At 33.1% G+C, this 15806-nt stretch carries 15 protein-coding genes; 2 read left to right on the forward strand and 13 right to left on the reverse strand.

All coding sequences use genetic code 11. From position 1 onward, the window contains the following. Positions 1–10: 10 nt before the first annotated feature. From hisIE to hisG, 9 genes are all read right to left on the reverse strand, one after another. Positions 11–607 carry a bifunctional phosphoribosyl-AMP cyclohydrolase/phosphoribosyl-ATP diphosphatase HisIE gene (hisIE, locus tag JJQ60_RS05950; RefSeq protein ID WP_201917675.1) on the reverse strand — a complete coding sequence of 199 codons (597 nt, stop codon included), beginning with the start codon at positions 605–607 and terminating at the stop codon, positions 11–13. A 5-nt stretch (positions 608–612) separates the two neighbouring features. After that, positions 613–1368 carry an imidazole glycerol phosphate synthase subunit HisF gene (gene hisF, locus JJQ60_RS05955; protein WP_201917676.1) on the reverse strand — a complete coding sequence of 252 codons (756 nt, stop codon included), beginning with the start codon at positions 1366–1368 and terminating at the stop codon, positions 613–615. 5 nt (positions 1369–1373) lie between these two features. Next, a complete protein-coding gene (locus JJQ60_RS05960) occupies positions 1374–1712 on the reverse strand; it encodes a tRNA-binding protein (RefSeq protein ID WP_201917678.1) in 339 nt (112 codons plus the stop codon). A gap of 1 nt (position 1713) precedes the next feature. Then, positions 1714–2442: a 1-(5-phosphoribosyl)-5-[(5-phosphoribosylamino)methylideneamino]imidazole-4-carboxamide isomerase gene (gene hisA / locus JJQ60_RS05965; protein ID WP_201917680.1), complete on the reverse strand. Its 729-nt coding sequence runs from the start codon at positions 2440–2442 to the stop codon at positions 1714–1716. 17 nt (positions 2443–2459) lie between these two features. Continuing rightward, on the reverse strand, positions 2460–3053 hold the full coding sequence (gene hisH, locus JJQ60_RS05970; RefSeq protein WP_201918207.1) for an imidazole glycerol phosphate synthase subunit HisH: 594 nt from the start codon (positions 3051–3053) through the stop codon (positions 2460–2462). 98 nt (positions 3054–3151) lie between these two features. Further along, positions 3152–4288: a bifunctional histidinol-phosphatase/imidazoleglycerol-phosphate dehydratase HisB gene (gene hisB, locus JJQ60_RS05975; RefSeq protein ID WP_201917682.1), complete on the reverse strand. Its 1137-nt coding sequence runs from the start codon at positions 4286–4288 to the stop codon at positions 3152–3154. A gap of 48 nt (positions 4289–4336) precedes the next feature. Continuing rightward, positions 4337–5386 (reverse strand): histidinol-phosphate transaminase, encoded by a 1050-nt coding sequence (gene hisC, locus JJQ60_RS05980; RefSeq protein ID WP_201917684.1) that lies wholly within the window; start codon positions 5384–5386, stop codon positions 4337–4339. A 40-nt stretch (positions 5387–5426) separates the two neighbouring features. Further along, positions 5427–6710, reverse strand: a complete 1284-nt coding sequence (gene hisD, locus JJQ60_RS05985; protein WP_201917686.1) for a histidinol dehydrogenase — start codon at positions 6708–6710, stop codon at positions 5427–5429. 19 nt (positions 6711–6729) lie between these two features. Further along, entirely contained in the window at positions 6730–7587 is an 858-nt protein-coding gene (hisG, locus tag JJQ60_RS05990) for an ATP phosphoribosyltransferase (RefSeq protein ID WP_201917688.1), read from the reverse strand. 344 nt (positions 7588–7931) lie between these two features. On the opposite strand from hisG, the gene JJQ60_RS05995 reads away from it, so the two are divergent. Both JJQ60_RS05995 and JJQ60_RS06000 read left to right on the forward strand, forming a co-directional pair. Continuing rightward, positions 7932–8864: an OmpA family protein gene (locus JJQ60_RS05995; RefSeq protein WP_201917690.1), complete on the forward strand. Its 933-nt coding sequence runs from the start codon at positions 7932–7934 to the stop codon at positions 8862–8864. A 13-nt stretch (positions 8865–8877) separates the two neighbouring features. Further along, positions 8878–9423 carry a hypothetical protein gene (locus JJQ60_RS06000; RefSeq protein WP_201917692.1) on the forward strand — a complete coding sequence of 182 codons (546 nt, stop codon included), beginning with the start codon at positions 8878–8880 and terminating at the stop codon, positions 9421–9423. An 87-nt stretch (positions 9424–9510) separates the two neighbouring features. Here JJQ60_RS06000 and JJQ60_RS06005 read toward each other — a convergent pair whose 3' ends face one another. The 4 genes from JJQ60_RS06005 to fabG form a co-directional block, all read right to left on the reverse strand. Beyond that, on the reverse strand, positions 9511–11706 hold the full coding sequence (locus JJQ60_RS06005; protein ID WP_201917694.1) for an ATP-binding response regulator: 2196 nt from the start codon (positions 11704–11706) through the stop codon (positions 9511–9513). Between the two features lie 274 nt (positions 11707–11980). Further along, a complete protein-coding gene (locus JJQ60_RS06010) occupies positions 11981–12796 on the reverse strand; it encodes a prohibitin family protein (protein ID WP_201917696.1) in 816 nt (271 codons plus the stop codon). Positions 12797–12816: 20 nt separating this feature from the next. After that, positions 12817–14853 carry a VWA domain-containing protein gene (locus JJQ60_RS06015; RefSeq protein WP_201917698.1) on the reverse strand — a complete coding sequence of 679 codons (2037 nt, stop codon included), beginning with the start codon at positions 14851–14853 and terminating at the stop codon, positions 12817–12819. A 159-nt stretch (positions 14854–15012) separates the two neighbouring features. Next, positions 15013–15759: a 3-oxoacyl-[acyl-carrier-protein] reductase gene (fabG, locus tag JJQ60_RS06020; protein ID WP_201917700.1), complete on the reverse strand. Its 747-nt coding sequence runs from the start codon at positions 15757–15759 to the stop codon at positions 15013–15015. Positions 15760–15806 lie beyond the last annotated feature (47 nt).

Genomic DNA, 15806 nt, shown 5'->3' on the forward strand with positions numbered 1-15806 from the left:
ATAAAACGAATCAAACTCTTGACTCTAAAGTTTTAACGACATCACTTAAGCTATATCCTTTAGCCTGTAGTAATATTAAATAGTGAAATAGTAGATCTGCACTTTCATTCAGAAACAATTCTTCATTATCATCTTTTGCTTCTATAACTACTTCTACAGCCTCCTCTCCAACTTTTTGCGCTATTTTATTAATTCCTTTTCTAAACAATGAAGCTACATAAGATTTCTCATTCTTCATATTGTTTTTTCGATTCTGAATCACAGTTTCTAATTGAGATAAAAATCCAAATGAAGGAGTATTATCTTCTGCCCAACATGTATCTGTACCCTTATGACAAGTAGGTCCTACTGGATCTACCAAAACTAATAGTGTATCTTGATCACAATCAACTTTAATGTCGATAAGGTTTAAAATGTTACCACTTTCTTCTCCTTTTGTCCATAATCTGTTTTTAGATCTGCTAAAAAAAGTAACCTTTTTTGTTTCTATTGTTTTTATGTATGATTCATGATTCATAAAACCTAACATTAATATGTTTTTGGTCTTTGCATCTTGTATTATTGCAGGAACTAATCCATCACTATATTTATTGAAGTCTATTTTCATAATTTTTATAATCGAACAGGTATTTCATTACCCCTTAATTCTTCTTTTAAATCTTTAATTTCTATTTCTTTAAAATGAAAGACACTTGCCGCCAAAGCAGCATCTGCTTTCCCTTCTTTAAACGTATCTACAAAATGTTGCATTGTACCAGCACCCCCAGAAGCTATTATAGGAATATTGAGCTCTTCTGATAATTTTGCTAACGCCTTGTTTGCAAAACCATCTTTGGTCCCATCGTTATCCATAGAAGTAAAAAGAATTTCTCCAGCACCTCTTTGTTCAACTTCTTTTGCCCAATCAAATAAGTTAAGCTCGGTAGGTACTTTACCGCCTACTAAATGTACTTTCCATTCGCCATTGATTTGTTTTGCATCAATTGCCACGGTAATACATTGACGACCAAACTTAGCAGCCAAATCGTTAATTAATTGTGGGTTCTTTACTGCTGATGAGTTTATAGAAACTTTGTCGGCTCCATTTTGTAATAAAATGTCCACATCTTCTATAGAAGAAATACCTCCACCAACGGTAAAAGGAATATTCACTTTTTCTGCAACCTCGAGTACAAGATTTGCTAATGTTTTACGTCTTTCTTCTGTTGCTGAAATATCTAAAAACACTAACTCATCGGCGCCTGCTTTAGAATATAGATCTGCCAATTCTACCGGATCTCCGGCATCTCGTAGGTCTACAAAATTAACTCCTTTTACAGTACGTCCGTTCTTAATATCGAGACAAGGTATGATTCGTTTTGTTAACATATATCTTATGCTATTTTGGTTCCATTTTCTACTTTTCTCTCGGGCTGAAGTAATGTTACTTCTTTATCTTCACCCAAACCTCCTAATACAAGGCATTCGCTCATAAAATTTGCAATCTGTTTTGGGGGAAAGTTAACGACAGCTATAACCTGTTTTCCTACGATTTCTTCACAAGTGTAAAGCTTAGTAATTTGAGCCGATGTTTTTCGTTTTCCTAACACTCCAAAATCAACAACAATTTTATAAGCAGGATTTCTAGCTTCTTTAAATACTTCTGCAGAAACTATGGTACCAATTCTCATATCCACCTTTTCAAAATCTTGCCAACTTAAATTCGTATCCATACTACTTCAAATTAAGAATATAGTTTTCTAATTGTTTAAGGCTAATTCTATTTTCATAGATTGCTTTTCCGATAATTGTTCCTTCACAGCCTAGTTCTGCAAGCTTTGGCAACTCATCAAATGTTGAAATTCCTCCGGATGCAATAAGATTCAAATTTTCAGTTTCTTCAAGAATTCTTTTATACAACTCAAAAGAGGGTCCCTGTAACATTCCATCTTTACTAATATCAGTACAGATAACATATACAACCCCTTCTTTTTGATATTCTTGAATAAATGGAATTAGTTCTTTATCGCTTTCTTCTTGCCAACCACTCACTGCAATTTTTTCATTTTGGGCATCTGCTCCAAGAATTATTTTATCTGAGCCATATGTAGTTATCCATGCACTAAAAGTTTCAGGGTTTTTAACTGCTATACTGCCTCCAGTGATTTGATTTGCACCACTTTCAAAAGCGATTCTTAAGTCTTCATCTGTTTTTAATCCTCCTCCAAAGTCAATTTTGAGGTTAGTTTTTGTAGCAATCTGCTCTAAAACTCTATGATTCACAATATGTTTAGATTTTGCGCCATCCAAATCTACCAGGTGTAAGTATTGAATCCCATGGTCTTCAAATTCTTTTGCGACTTCTAACGGGTTTTCATTGTAAATTTTCTTAGTGTTGTAATCTCCTTTTGATAGACGAACGCATTTTCCTTCGATAATATCTATGGCTGGGATAATTCTCATTTTTCAGTTAATAGTTGTTAGTTAGTAGTTGATAGATTCAAAAAGTTTCTTAAAATTCGTTCTCCCGTCACTGAAGATTTCTCCGGATGAAATTGAGTCCCGTAAAAATTATCTTTATGTAAGGCTGTCGAATATGCAATCCCATAATTGGATTGGGCTATTGTTTCTTCCATCACCGGAGCATAATAACTATGTACCAAATAGATATATTCCTTTTCTTCTACATTTTCAAACAAAGGTGACTTCAAAGATTCTATTTGGTTCCACCCAATCTGAGGTACTTTTACACCATGATTAAATCGTAATACATTTACATCAAAAATACCAAGCCCCTGTGTATCCCCTTCTTCTGTATAATTACACATGAGCTGCATTCCCAGACAAATTCCCAAAACAGGTTGCTTTAATTGAGGAACTAATGTATCAAGTCCAGAAGCTTTTAGCTTTTTCATTGCACTACTGGCTTCTCCTACTCCAGGAAAAATAACTTTATCTGCAGATTTAATCTCTTCAGGATTATCACTCAAAACAGCTTCATACCCCAATCTCTGTATAGCAAATTTTATGGATTGAATATTTCCAGCTCCGTAATTTATAATGACTATTTTCATTTTATCTGTCATTCCAGCAAGGGCTGGAATCATTTTAATTGAACTTATACATTTAATTTTGGATTCCGGCCTTCGCCGGAATGACAAAAAATTATTGTTTACAACATTCCTTTTGTACTTGGTAAAATCATTTTCTCTGGATCTCTTTTCACTGCCACCTTAATCGCTTTGGCAAATGCTTTAAAGATAGCTTCGATTTTATGATGCTCGTTAGTTCCTTCGGCCTTTACATTAAGGTTTGCTTTTGCGCCATCGGTAAATGATTTAAAGAAATGATAAAACATCTCTGTTGGCATTTTTCCAATCATTTCTCGCTTAAAGTCGGCCTCCCATACCAACCAATTACGCCCTCCAAAATCTATAGCCACTTGTGCAAGGCAGTCATCCATTGGCAAGCAAAACCCATAGCGTTCTATGCCCAGTTTATTATCTAACGCCTTAGAAAAAACCTCTCCCAAAGCTATTGCGGTATCTTCTATTGTATGATGTTCATCTACTTCCAGATCACCCTTTACATTAACATCCAAATCCATTTGACCGTGACGCGAAATTTGATCCAGCATATGATCAAAAAACTCTAAGCCCGTACTGATATTACTTTTTCCTGTTCCGTCAAGATTAAGTTTAATATAGATATCGGTTTCGTTTGTTTTTCTTGAAATCTCGGCAACACGATCATTTAGCTTAAGAAATTCATATATCTTTTGCCAATCATTACTTTCTAAAGCAATATGGCCATTTAATTCTTCTTGCTTAATGGTGATTTCTCCTGTTCCCAGGTTAGTATTATCATTAATGAATATCCCCTGGGATCCTAAGTTTTTTGCCAACTCCATATCAGTTAATCGATCCCCGATTACAAAAGAGTTTTCTAAATCATATTCGTCAGAAAAATACTCAGTCAACAAACCTGTACCTGGTTTTCTGGTATTTGCATTTTCATGCGGAAATGTTCTATCAAGAAATACCTTGTCAAAAACAACTCCTTCATTTTCAAAAGACTTCATAATAAAATTATGTACCGGCCAAAAGGTATCTTCAGGAAATGAGTCTGTGCCCAAACCATCTTGATTGGTAATCATGACTAGTTCATAATCCAGCTCATCAGCTATTTTACCCAAGTATGTAAATGCCTTGGGATAGAAAATCATCTTCTCAAAGGCATCGATCTGTTCGTCGGCCGTTTCTTTGATAATCGTACCGTCTCGGTCTATAAATAATACTTTCTTTTTCATATTCTTATGGCTTCAACACTCTTTCAAAAAGAGAGAGAACTATGGATTTTATAGTTGTTTTAATATTTTTTCTAGCGCATTATTTTCAGCAGGTGTACCTACTGTAAATCTAAGTGTATTTTCACATAAAGGTTGCGTACTTCGATTACGAATCACAATGCCTTTCTGCAATAATTGATCATAACGTTTGTCGGCATCATCTACTTTTACCAAAATAAAATTAGCATCGGTCTCATATATTTTCTCTACAAAACTTATCTGTGATAACGTAGTTATTAGTTTTTTTCTTTCTTCCAGAATATTAGAAACTTCTGTATTGACCTTATCGAAATCCATAACACGTTCTAAAGCTCGTTTTTGAGTTAATTCATTAACATTGTATGGCGGTTTTATTTTATTAAGAATAGCAATGATTTCTTCAGAAGCATAGCAAACTCCAAGTCTAATACCTGCTAATCCATAGGCTTTAGATAATGTTTGTGTTACAATAAGATTAGGATATGTTTTTATCTTTTCAATCCAACTTTCTTTATCTGAAAAGTCTATATAAGCTTCATCAATAACTACTAAGCCATCAAATCTATCTAAAACTTGAGTTATACGTTCTTCAGAAAAAGAATTTCCCGTAGGATTATTGGGCGAACAAAGGAAGATAATCTTTGTATTTGAATTGACTGCTTCTAAAATCGTTTTAACATTGGGCTCAAAACTTTCTGTCAATAACACCTCCCGATTTTGGATATTATTAATGTTTGCTAACACCTTATACATCCCGTATGTTGGAGGTAAGGTGATAATATTATCAATTTTTGGTTCGCAAAATGCTCTAAATAAAAGATCCAGAACTTCATCACTTCCATTTCCTAGTAGAATATTTTGTACCGAAACGCTTTTCTGCTGCGCAAGAACCGCCTTAAGGTTTCTTTGTTGAGGATCTGGATATCGATTTACTCCATTCTCAAAAGGGTTTTCGTTGGCATCAAGAAAAATCATTTCAGATCCGTCGCTCACATATTCATCTCTGGCAGAAGAATATGGCATAAGACCCAAGACATTTTCGCGAACTAATTGATTAATATTGAATTGTGTTTTATTCATCTGTTATTGTCACCCTGAACTTGTTTCAGGATCTCATTATTTATTTTAAACTTTCTAATCTTAAGGTTACTGCATTTTTATGCGCTTGTAAACCTTCAGCCTCTGCCATTAATTCAATCGCATTTCCAATGGTTTGGATTCCTTTTTCAGAGATCTTCTGGAAAGTCATCGATTTCATAAAACTATCCAGGTTTACCCCGCTATACTGCTTTGCATATCCATTTGTAGGTAGCGTATGATTTGTTCCTGAAGCATAATCCCCTGCACTCTCAGGTGTATAGTTACCAATAAAAACGGATCCGGCATTTTCGATGTTAGCCACATAATACTCTTCATTTTTGACACAAACTATAAAATGTTCAGGTCCATATTCATTGATAAGAGTCAACGCTTCTACATCGTTATCTACATATATTAATCTTGAATTTTCGATTGCGGTCATAGCAATATCTTTTCTAGGTAATACAGAGAGCTGTTCTTCTACTTCTTTCTCTACTTTATCGATCATCTTTTTTGAAGTAGAAACTAAAATCACTTGGCTATCTTTACCATGCTCTGCCTGGCTCAATAAATCTGAAGCAACAAAAGAAGCATTTGCCGTATCATCTGCAACCACTAATAATTCGCTAGGCCCTGCAGGCATATCTATGGCGACTCCAAATTTTGTAGCTAATTGCTTAGCTACGGTTACAAATTGATTGCCTGGACCAAATATTTTATATACTTGCGGAATACTATTGGTACCAAAAGTCATTCCAGCGATAGCTTGTATCCCACCAACTTTACATATTTTGGTAACACCGCAAAGGTCTGCAGCGTACAAAATTGCTGGATTTATTTTTCCTTCATTACCTGGCGGCGTGCATAGCACTATTTCTTTACATTTTGCAATGTTTGCTGGTATTGCCAACATTAATATTGTTGAAAACAACGGTGCAGTACCACCAGGGATATATAAACCAACTTTTTGAATTGGTCTTTTTTCTTGCCAACATAAAACTCCAGTAGCGGTTTCTACTGAAACTTTTTCAGTTTTTTGAGCTGCATGAAAAATTTCAATATTGGATTTAGCCGCAGCTATAGATTCTTTTAATTCTTGACTTACTTGTTTTTTTGCTTCTTCAATTTCTTCTGAAGTAACCAAAATATTTTCAAGAGATACATTATCAAACTTTTGAGTATATCGGTGTATTGCTATATCACCTTCTGATTTAACCTCATTAAAAACACGCAATACTGTTGCTTCAATATCTTCTACCGTTTGTGTTGGTCTTTTTAATACTGTAGGCCATGTACTTCTTTCTGGGCTGTATATCTTCTTCATCTTTCTTTATACTTATAAATTACAACACCATTTTTTCAATTGGACAAACTAAAATTCCTTCTGCTCCTTCAGCTTTTAGTTCATCAAGAATATCCCAGAACTTATTTTTCTCTACAACGGTGTGAATCGAGCTCCATCCTTTTTCTGCTAGAGGCAATACTGTTGGACTTCGCATTCCGGGTAAAATTTTTACAATATCTTCTATTTTTTCATTAGGAGCATTAAGAAGAACGTATTTAGAATTTCTGGCTTTTAAAACTGCTTTTATTCTAAACTGCAATTTTTTAAGAAGGTCTTTATTCTCTTCAGATATTTTTGGAGAAACGGCAAGCACTGCTTCTGATGTAAGCATTACTTCAACTTCTTTTAAATTATTCTTAAACAAGGTACTTCCGCTAGAGACGATATCACAAATGGCATCTGCAAGACCTATATTAGGTGCAATTTCTACAGAGCCAGAAATCTGGTGCAACTCTGCAGATATCCCTTGCTTTTCTAAATATTGATTTACGGTATTGGGATACGAGGTAGCTATTCGTTTTCCATCTAAATCCTGTATTGAATTGTATTCAAAATCTTTAGGTACCGCCAATGAAACTTTACACTTAGAAAAATTAAGACGCTCGGCAATAGAAATATCTTTCCCTTTTTCGATAAGTACATTTTCACCAATAATTGCAATATCAACCACTCCATCTCTAAGGTATTGCGGGATATCACCATTACGTAAAAACATAACTTCCATTGGAAAATTACGCGTTTGAGCTTTTAATTGATCTTTACCATTATCGATTGAAATACCACAATCTTTAAGGATCTTAACCGAATCTTCATTAAGTCGGCCACTTTTTTGAATAGCAATTTTAATTTTAGACATTCTCTTTGTTGTTGAGTTTAATCAGTTCTAACAAGCCCGTTTTGAAACAAAAAACCCGTTTGAACTTCTCAAACGGGTTAAATTTATTGTTGTACTATATACATACCACACTTACCACGCCTGAGCGAAAATGTAAGAATGATGATGATGTATAGCTATTTTTCTCATTGATTTTTGTAAATACTTTGCGAATTTATAAAAAAATATTTTCTTGAAACGCATTTCAACTTAAATTTTTGCAATTAGTCTTTTTTCTGCAATAAATCTTTAGAAATTAAATCACATAATACATTGATTATAAACATTTTTAATAACTTTAAAAGACTAACGCTAATCATCAACATATGAAAAATTTTATTTCTTTCACCATTTTCTTGCTATTTGCATGGCTGGGAATGTGGTGGTATTATTCCTGCAACTGGTGCTTAGGAGACCGTGACTCTTCTACTAATGTCGTAGAAAAAAATGATTCGGATCTTAAAAACGAAGCACTCACAAAAAAAGCTTATGAAGATAGCATAGCCAACCTAAACAGGGCACGCACAGGTTTATTCGCAAAAGACCTTCAAGGGCAGGATATCTTTAAATACATAGAAAACTTTCAAATAAACCGTAATAACGGAGATGTATTTATTCCAAATTCTTTACAAAATTTTAGTGATCAAATTGCTCTTTATCTTGGTAAACATCAAGATCAGGAACTCATTATTTCTGGGTTTGAGAGTTTTTCTGAACAGGAGGAAAACAGTGACTTTGGTGTTTCGAGAGCAAATTTCATAAAAGATGTTTTAATAAATGCAGGTGTTAATGGAGATCGAATAACCACAAAATCAAAGTTGATGGATTATACATATGATGAAACCACTGGAAACTATATAGGAGGTATTCTTCTGGATTTTAACCAACTTGATGAATCCAGAATCACTGAAGTAGAAAAAGGCGTTGCAAACAAGATATTGTACTCTGAATTTGCACAGAAAACATTTACTCCCGATGCTACCTTGACGAATTATACCCTTGAACTTAAAAATTATCTTGAGAAGTACCCCAACAAAATAGTAGAAGTAATCGGACATACCGATGATGTTGGAGAAGCTGAAGCTAATGTTTGGTACGGACAAGAACGCGCAAATAATGTAATGAACTACCTTATTTCTCAAGGTATTGAAACACATAAAATCAAAGCCTTATCTAAAGGAGAATCAACCCCAATTGCTCCAAATGACAGTGAAGAAAACAGAGCAAAAAATAGAAGAATAGAAATAATCGTAAATTAAATAAAATACAACTATGTTAGATTTTTTAAACGAAGCAAATTGGTGGTGTCTATTGTTATTATTATTCCTGGCTTTTTTACTAGGATGGTTTTTATCAAAACGGGCGCTTAAAAGCAAATATCAATCTGAACTTGATGAGTGTAAACGGTTAAATTCAAAATTAAGAAATGCCAATAACCCAAAGGCAAATACAACATTCTCAAGTCCATCAGCACCTGAAACACAAAATACAGACAATACTATTAAAGCAATAAAAACTAGAGATCATGGTGGTGTTGCAGTTACTGAAGATAGTACTGACAAAGGTGATCCACCTACACTAAACTTTGATAGTTTTGGTAAAGCTGATGCTTCAGAAAAAGATGATTTAAAACTAATAAGCGGTATAGGACCCTTTATAGAAGAAAAATTGAATGGTATAGGTATTTATACCTTTGATCAAATTAGTAAGTTCAAAAAGGAAGATATAGAAACAGTAACAGAGCTCATTAAATTTTTTCCTGGTCGTATTGAACGAGATAAATGGACAGATCAAGCAGCCAAGCTCATGAAAAAATAGTGGTTTCTAAGTAGTATCAGTTTATAAAAAACCTTCGCAAAATATATTTTGCGAAGGTTTTTTATATAGATGTGTATATATACTATCTTATTGATTCACTAATGTATCAAATAGCCTATCAATCTGTAGGGGTTTCCATAAGAAACCATCAAAATACGTAGCATATTCTTCATTATTTACCGAGGTAACATCGGCGGTAAGTGCGTATATTGGGGTTTTTTGATTATCATTAGGTGAATCCTTAATAAGTTTTGCCGCATCAAAACCATTCATTTCAGGCATATGAATATCCATTAAAATAAAGTCAACTTTTGTTTTTTTAGCAATTTTTACAGCATCATATCCATTTTTTACTCGCTCTATTTTTACGCCCCATTTTTTAAGCAACTGTCCCATAACTAAAGCATTCACTTCATTATCTTCTGCAAGAATTGCTGTTTTACCTTTTAATTGATTTGTAAGTTTTTGGTCAATCTGAATATTTGCTGTGGTACGTTCTAATTCTAACTCAAATCGAAATATTGAACCTTTACCTTTTTCACTTGTTAAGGTAACACTACTACCATACAACTCTACTATTTTTTTTACTATTGCAAGACCTAATCCGGTACCGCCATTATTTCTTGTTGTAATCGTAGTTGGTATATAAAAGCTATCAAAGAGCTTAGTTTGATCTTGTTTGGCAATTCCAACACCTGTATCTTCTATACTAAATGATATTGTGTCCTTTTTTGCTGCTGACGACATTAACTCAATATCGATACATACAGACCCTTTATTCGTATATTTTATAGCATTACTCACAAGGTTACCTAAAATTTGAAACAATTTAGTTTCATCAAGCATATAGAATTTACTTAGTCCTTCGTCAATTTGAACATTTAAAGCGATCCCTTTTTCAAGAGCCATTCCTAAATAGGTTTCTCTAATGTTGTTGATGAGTTCTTTGAAGTTTACAGAATGCATTTCTAATTGCATTTTATTAGAATCCAACTTCGAAAAATCTAAAATATCATTAATAATTCGCATTAAATTTTTTGATGAGAATTGTAACGATGTGAGTAACTTTTGATCGTCTGCATCTGCTCTTTCTTTAAGCATTGAGATAATACTTGTTACCGCATTTAAAGGAGTCCTGATTTCATGACTCATCGCAGACAGAAATGACTGACGCATATTTGCAGTTTCTTCTGCTTGCTTTTCTTTTATTATAATAGCTTCTTTTTCACGTTTAAGATTTTCTTCTTGTTGCTCATATTTTATTTTTGAAATACGCTCATAATTTTCGATAACTTTCAATGTCTGAGAGTTGATAGAAGCATCTTTTTCTATTAAATAACTTTCGAGATATTGTAAAGCCTTTTGATGTTCATTCTCTCCTCTATATATTTCATAAAGAAGATGACTTGATTTAAATTTAGTTCTGGAGAGGTTATATTTTTCACCAAATGCCACAACTTCCTTTAATGCGGTTTTTGCTCTTTCTTTTTCTCCTGTTTCCAGATATAATTGTGCTAATTTATGTTTAGTCATTCCTATGCCAAAAACTTCATTATATTTTTCATGTATGCTCAGCGCTTCAATATAATCAGCTTTAGCTTTTTCATAATTCTTATTATAATTATTTACTTTACCACGACCATAAATTGCAAAAGCAAGACCTCTTTCGTCTCCGGTTTCCAATTTTAACGCTATCGATTTATTAATAATCTCTAATGCTTCTTTGGGCTTATTCTTTTTAAGTAAAATCCCAGACATAGGATTGTAAACATTAGATTCAAGGTTTTTATTTTTACATTTTTTTGCTGTTTCAATCGCTATTCGATACGCTTCAGAAGCATTATTTTCATCTCCTAAAATTTCATAAATAGTACCAAGTGATTTTTGGGTTCTGGATTGATTATGCCAGTCCTCATATTTTTGATAGATAACCAGAGCATCAATGAGGTAAATCATCCCCAGATGGTAATTATTTGTCTTATAATGTATCCCTGCTATGTTATATTTAGCATCAGCTACTCCTCTTTCATCTTCTAAAGACTCAAAACAATTGATTGCTTTTTCGGCAAATGATATAGCCTCACTACCATTTCCACTAATCATATTGAATAGCGAAAGCATATTTAGGCTTTTGCCAATAAATTCTTTATCTCCGATCTCTTCGCTTAACCCTAGTGCTTCATTCGCTAGTGTTACACTTTCCTGTAAGTCATTAATCCTAACTTTATAGGATTGTTCTAACAGGTGTGTAATTTTAGACAATGTAGTATTTTGTTTGTCCATAAGGGGTTATTGAGTACTAAAAATCGTACTAAAAATATTTCTAAAAAAGATCAAACGATTATTAAAGAAGATAAAAATACATTTTTTTAAAAATTATAACCTATAACTCTATGTTTTTCTAATATAATTAAAACGCAATAAGGCAGTTATGCATCTTAACACGGATAATTATGATATTTAGAGATGGTTAATAGGTATAAAAAAACCATCATATAATGTTACATATATTATATGATGGTCGTATTTAAAAAGTATAATTAGCTATACTATTTTTTTATTGATTGCCTAATATTAGCGGCATTCCATCTTTTCCTGAGCCTACAACCACTACTTTAGCATTAGGTGATTTTGACAATTCTAATGTAGCTTGAATTCCTTTTTCTTTAAGAATCTTATCTGTTAACGATGCACTTAGAATTTGATTAGCAACGGCTTTACCTTCAGCATCGATTTTTTGTCTTTCTGCCTCTTTTCTGGCCTTCTCTAACCTAAATTCGTATTCTAACGCCTCTTGTTCTTGCCGCAACTTACGCTCAATAGCTTCCTTAATTGTTGGTGGTAATGTTACATCACGCACCAAAACCTCATTAAGCTGAATGAATTGATCCCCTACTATTTTTTTAGTTTCTTCAAAGATCTCTTTTTGAATCGCATCTCTTTTACTAGAATACAACTGTTCTGGAGTATATCGCCCAACTACACTACGAGCTGCAGATCTAATCGTAGGCAATAAAACTCTGGCAACATAGTTTTCTCCTTTTTGTTGATGTAATAAACCTAACTTATTATAATCAGGCTGAAACCATGCCGAAGCATCAAGTTTAATTTCTAATCCATTAGAAGAAAGCACTTGCATCTTTTCAAAAACCTCTTGTTGTCTTACTTCATAAACAATTACTTTATTCCAAGGTGCAACTAAATGAAACCCTTCTCCAAGTGGTGGAGCGTCTGTCACCACTCCTCCTCCAAATGTTTTATAAAGAACACCAGCTTCACCAGAGCCGATAGTAATTGTTGATTTTGAAATAAAAACGATCCCTAAAACAATAAGAATCAGAACAGGAAGCCCTATTTTTGGTAATTTTTCCATAATAATTTTGAGTTTTAATTTTAAATAAGTCCGTTATACTTTCTTGCAAACCATTCTACAGCAAGTAACAAAATAACAATCGCTAAAAGATATTTCCAATCTATTAAAGATACTACATTTTCCTTGCTTTTTTGTATTGCTTGATATCGTTGATCTTTGGATAAATTCTCTATCAAAGAATCTATTTGATCTATATAAAAAGACTTTCCATTAGTGTTAGTCGCAAGTTGCTTTAATTTTGTTACATCTGCATTGAGATATTGTTGTTCAACATTATATTCTAAGACAGTAAAGCTACCCGATCGCGATATATTCTCGCCTGCAACCGTTACCGTATAATCATAATTACCCGCAGTTATACTACTTAGATCTACTTCGTATGTATTATTTTTCAAGATCATCGGAATAGTTTGTGTTACCTCAGTATCTTTATTTTTCACAGTGATTCTTAGTGTAGCTCTTCGATCAAACTCATAATTCTTAGTGAAATATTCCGCATTAACTTTTATGCTTGCATTACCATAATAGAACGACTCTGAAATTGTATTTAGTCGACTTTTTCTCTTATTTGATGCCAGATATTGTATTAGTTTGCCAAAGAAATCATCAAAATCTATAAAGTTTTTGGTATCTAAGTAATTCTGAGCTCTCCACCGCCATAAACCATCTCCAAACAAGACAGCTTCTCTAATGCCATCATCCTCGATAGTTACCAAAAGTGGATCATCTGTCTCTATGCCACTAATTGTGCGATATAAAAGAGGATCATAATTACTATTAAAATCAACCTCTCCAAAAGTACCTATTAATGGCGGATAATCTTCAAAACCAATATTATCTAATAAAAATGCACCATAATTAGTATTAAACCTGGGTAAATAGTACTCTGTTTGTCGAGTAATTTCTTGGCTATACTTATTTTGTATTTTATTTAGAAAGTACCAATCTGTTTTTGAACCCGTAATCGTAAAGTAATTTTTTCTGAGAGTTTTTAATTTCTCATAAAACTCTCTAAATCTACTGTTGGGTTGATATAGAATAACCAATTGATAATCATCTAGATTAATATCTCTTGCTTCTTGTGGTGGACGTATTGTGATATTTCGTCTTTCATTACTTTCAACACTTTTTTTGATAGCACCCAAATCAGGATGCACAATATCACTTATCAACAGTACATTCGTTTTTTGATCAATAATCTCTACAGCAAAGGCTTTGTTATTATTAATTGTATTTTTCTCATTTGCTAATGATTCTAATCTAGCTGTGTATTGAACCACACCAGGAGTACTAGCTGGAAGTGTAAAATTAATTACTTTAGAATTATCTTGAAAAGAAAAAGAAACTGGTTGGGAGTACAAGGTGCTATTTCCAGATTGTACAACAAACCTTGTATTTACATTATCATCGCCAGAATAGTTGAGAATAACTTCTACTGGAAACTTATTTTTAAGATACGCATATCTATTTACGTTAAGTTGCTGAATTTTGGTATCTAATACGGCGGTGGTATCTCCAGAAATAACAGGAAAAACATTCTGCTCATACCCAACACTACTATATTGATAGTCTTTTCCGTAAGTCTGATTACCATCTGTAACTATAACTACGGGAGCAATGGTATTTTTATAAATCTGATTGAGATCATCGAGAACTTTTGAGATGTTGGTCTGTTTTTTATCAAAAGAATACTCCAACGAGTCCTTTAATTCTGAAGAAAAAGAATAATAGACTACACTAAATCTATCATTAAGATCATCGTTTTCTTCCATCCTTTTAGCAAAACTAGTAATGGCTTGATCTTGACCCAGATGTTTTATTGATGAAGAATTATCTATGGCAACGGCTAATGTTGGCTTTTGAGTGAAGTATTTTTTTTGCTTGAATGTTGGGTTGATTAACAATAGTAACAATGCAAAAACACTAAGAAAACGTAAAAAAGCAAAGAATAGGAGATTTTTCTTCCTATTCTTTGCTTTGTATAAATATTGAAACAATGCTATCATCAATGCGATTATGAAAGCAATTATGATCAATACTATAGTTTCTGTTTGCATTCTTATGGTTACGATATACGATTGTAGATTTATGAATTTTAAATCTTTTCAATACAAATTGAATACATATTCTTTATCAGTTGAAAAATAACGACTTTAATATCAAAAAATACTAAAATCTTCTAAAATAATTCAAAAATCGTTAATCGTAATTCAAAACTAGGTTAACATTCCCCCATCAACATTAAGTACCTGTCCCGTAACATAAGTACTTAAATCACTAGCCAGATAAAGACATGCATTTGCTATATCTTCTGGAGTACCTCCTCTTTTTAAAGGAATTGCATTACGCCAACCGTCAACAACTTTTTCATCTAATTTAGCAGTCATTTCTGTTTCAATAAAACCAGGTGCAACCACATTACTTCTTATATTTCTTGATCCAAGTTCTAAAGCTACAGATTTAGAAAACCCTATAATTCCCGCTTTAGACGCAGCATAGTTAGCTTGACCTGCATTACCTTTAACTCCTACAACAGAACTCATATTAATGATGCTTCCACTGCGTTGTTTTAGCATAGTACGTTGAACAGCTTTTGTCATGTTAAATACACTCTTAAGATTCACTTCAACTACTTTATCAAAATCTTCTTCGCTCATACGCATCAAAAGATTATCCTTTGTTATACCCGCATTATTAACCAAAACATCAATACTGTTAAATGTTTCTAAAACATCTTTTACCAACTCTTGCGCCTGATCATAACTTGCTGCATTACTTTGGTAGCCCTTAGCTTTTACTCCCATAGCATTCAATTCTTTTTCTAATGCTGTTGCTGCCTCAACCGAAGAACTATATGTAAAAGCCACATTAGCACCATTTTTTGCAAAAATTTGTGCTATTCCTTTTCCTATACCACGCGTGGCTCCTGTGATAATAGCTGTTTTACCTTGTAAAAGATTCATCTGTGTATATTATTTTTTGGTATGTTAAGAATAATAAATTCAAATAT

This window comes from Aquimarina mytili (assembly GCF_016735115.1).
Taxonomy (GTDB): domain Bacteria; phylum Bacteroidota; class Bacteroidia; order Flavobacteriales; family Flavobacteriaceae; genus Aquimarina; species Aquimarina mytili.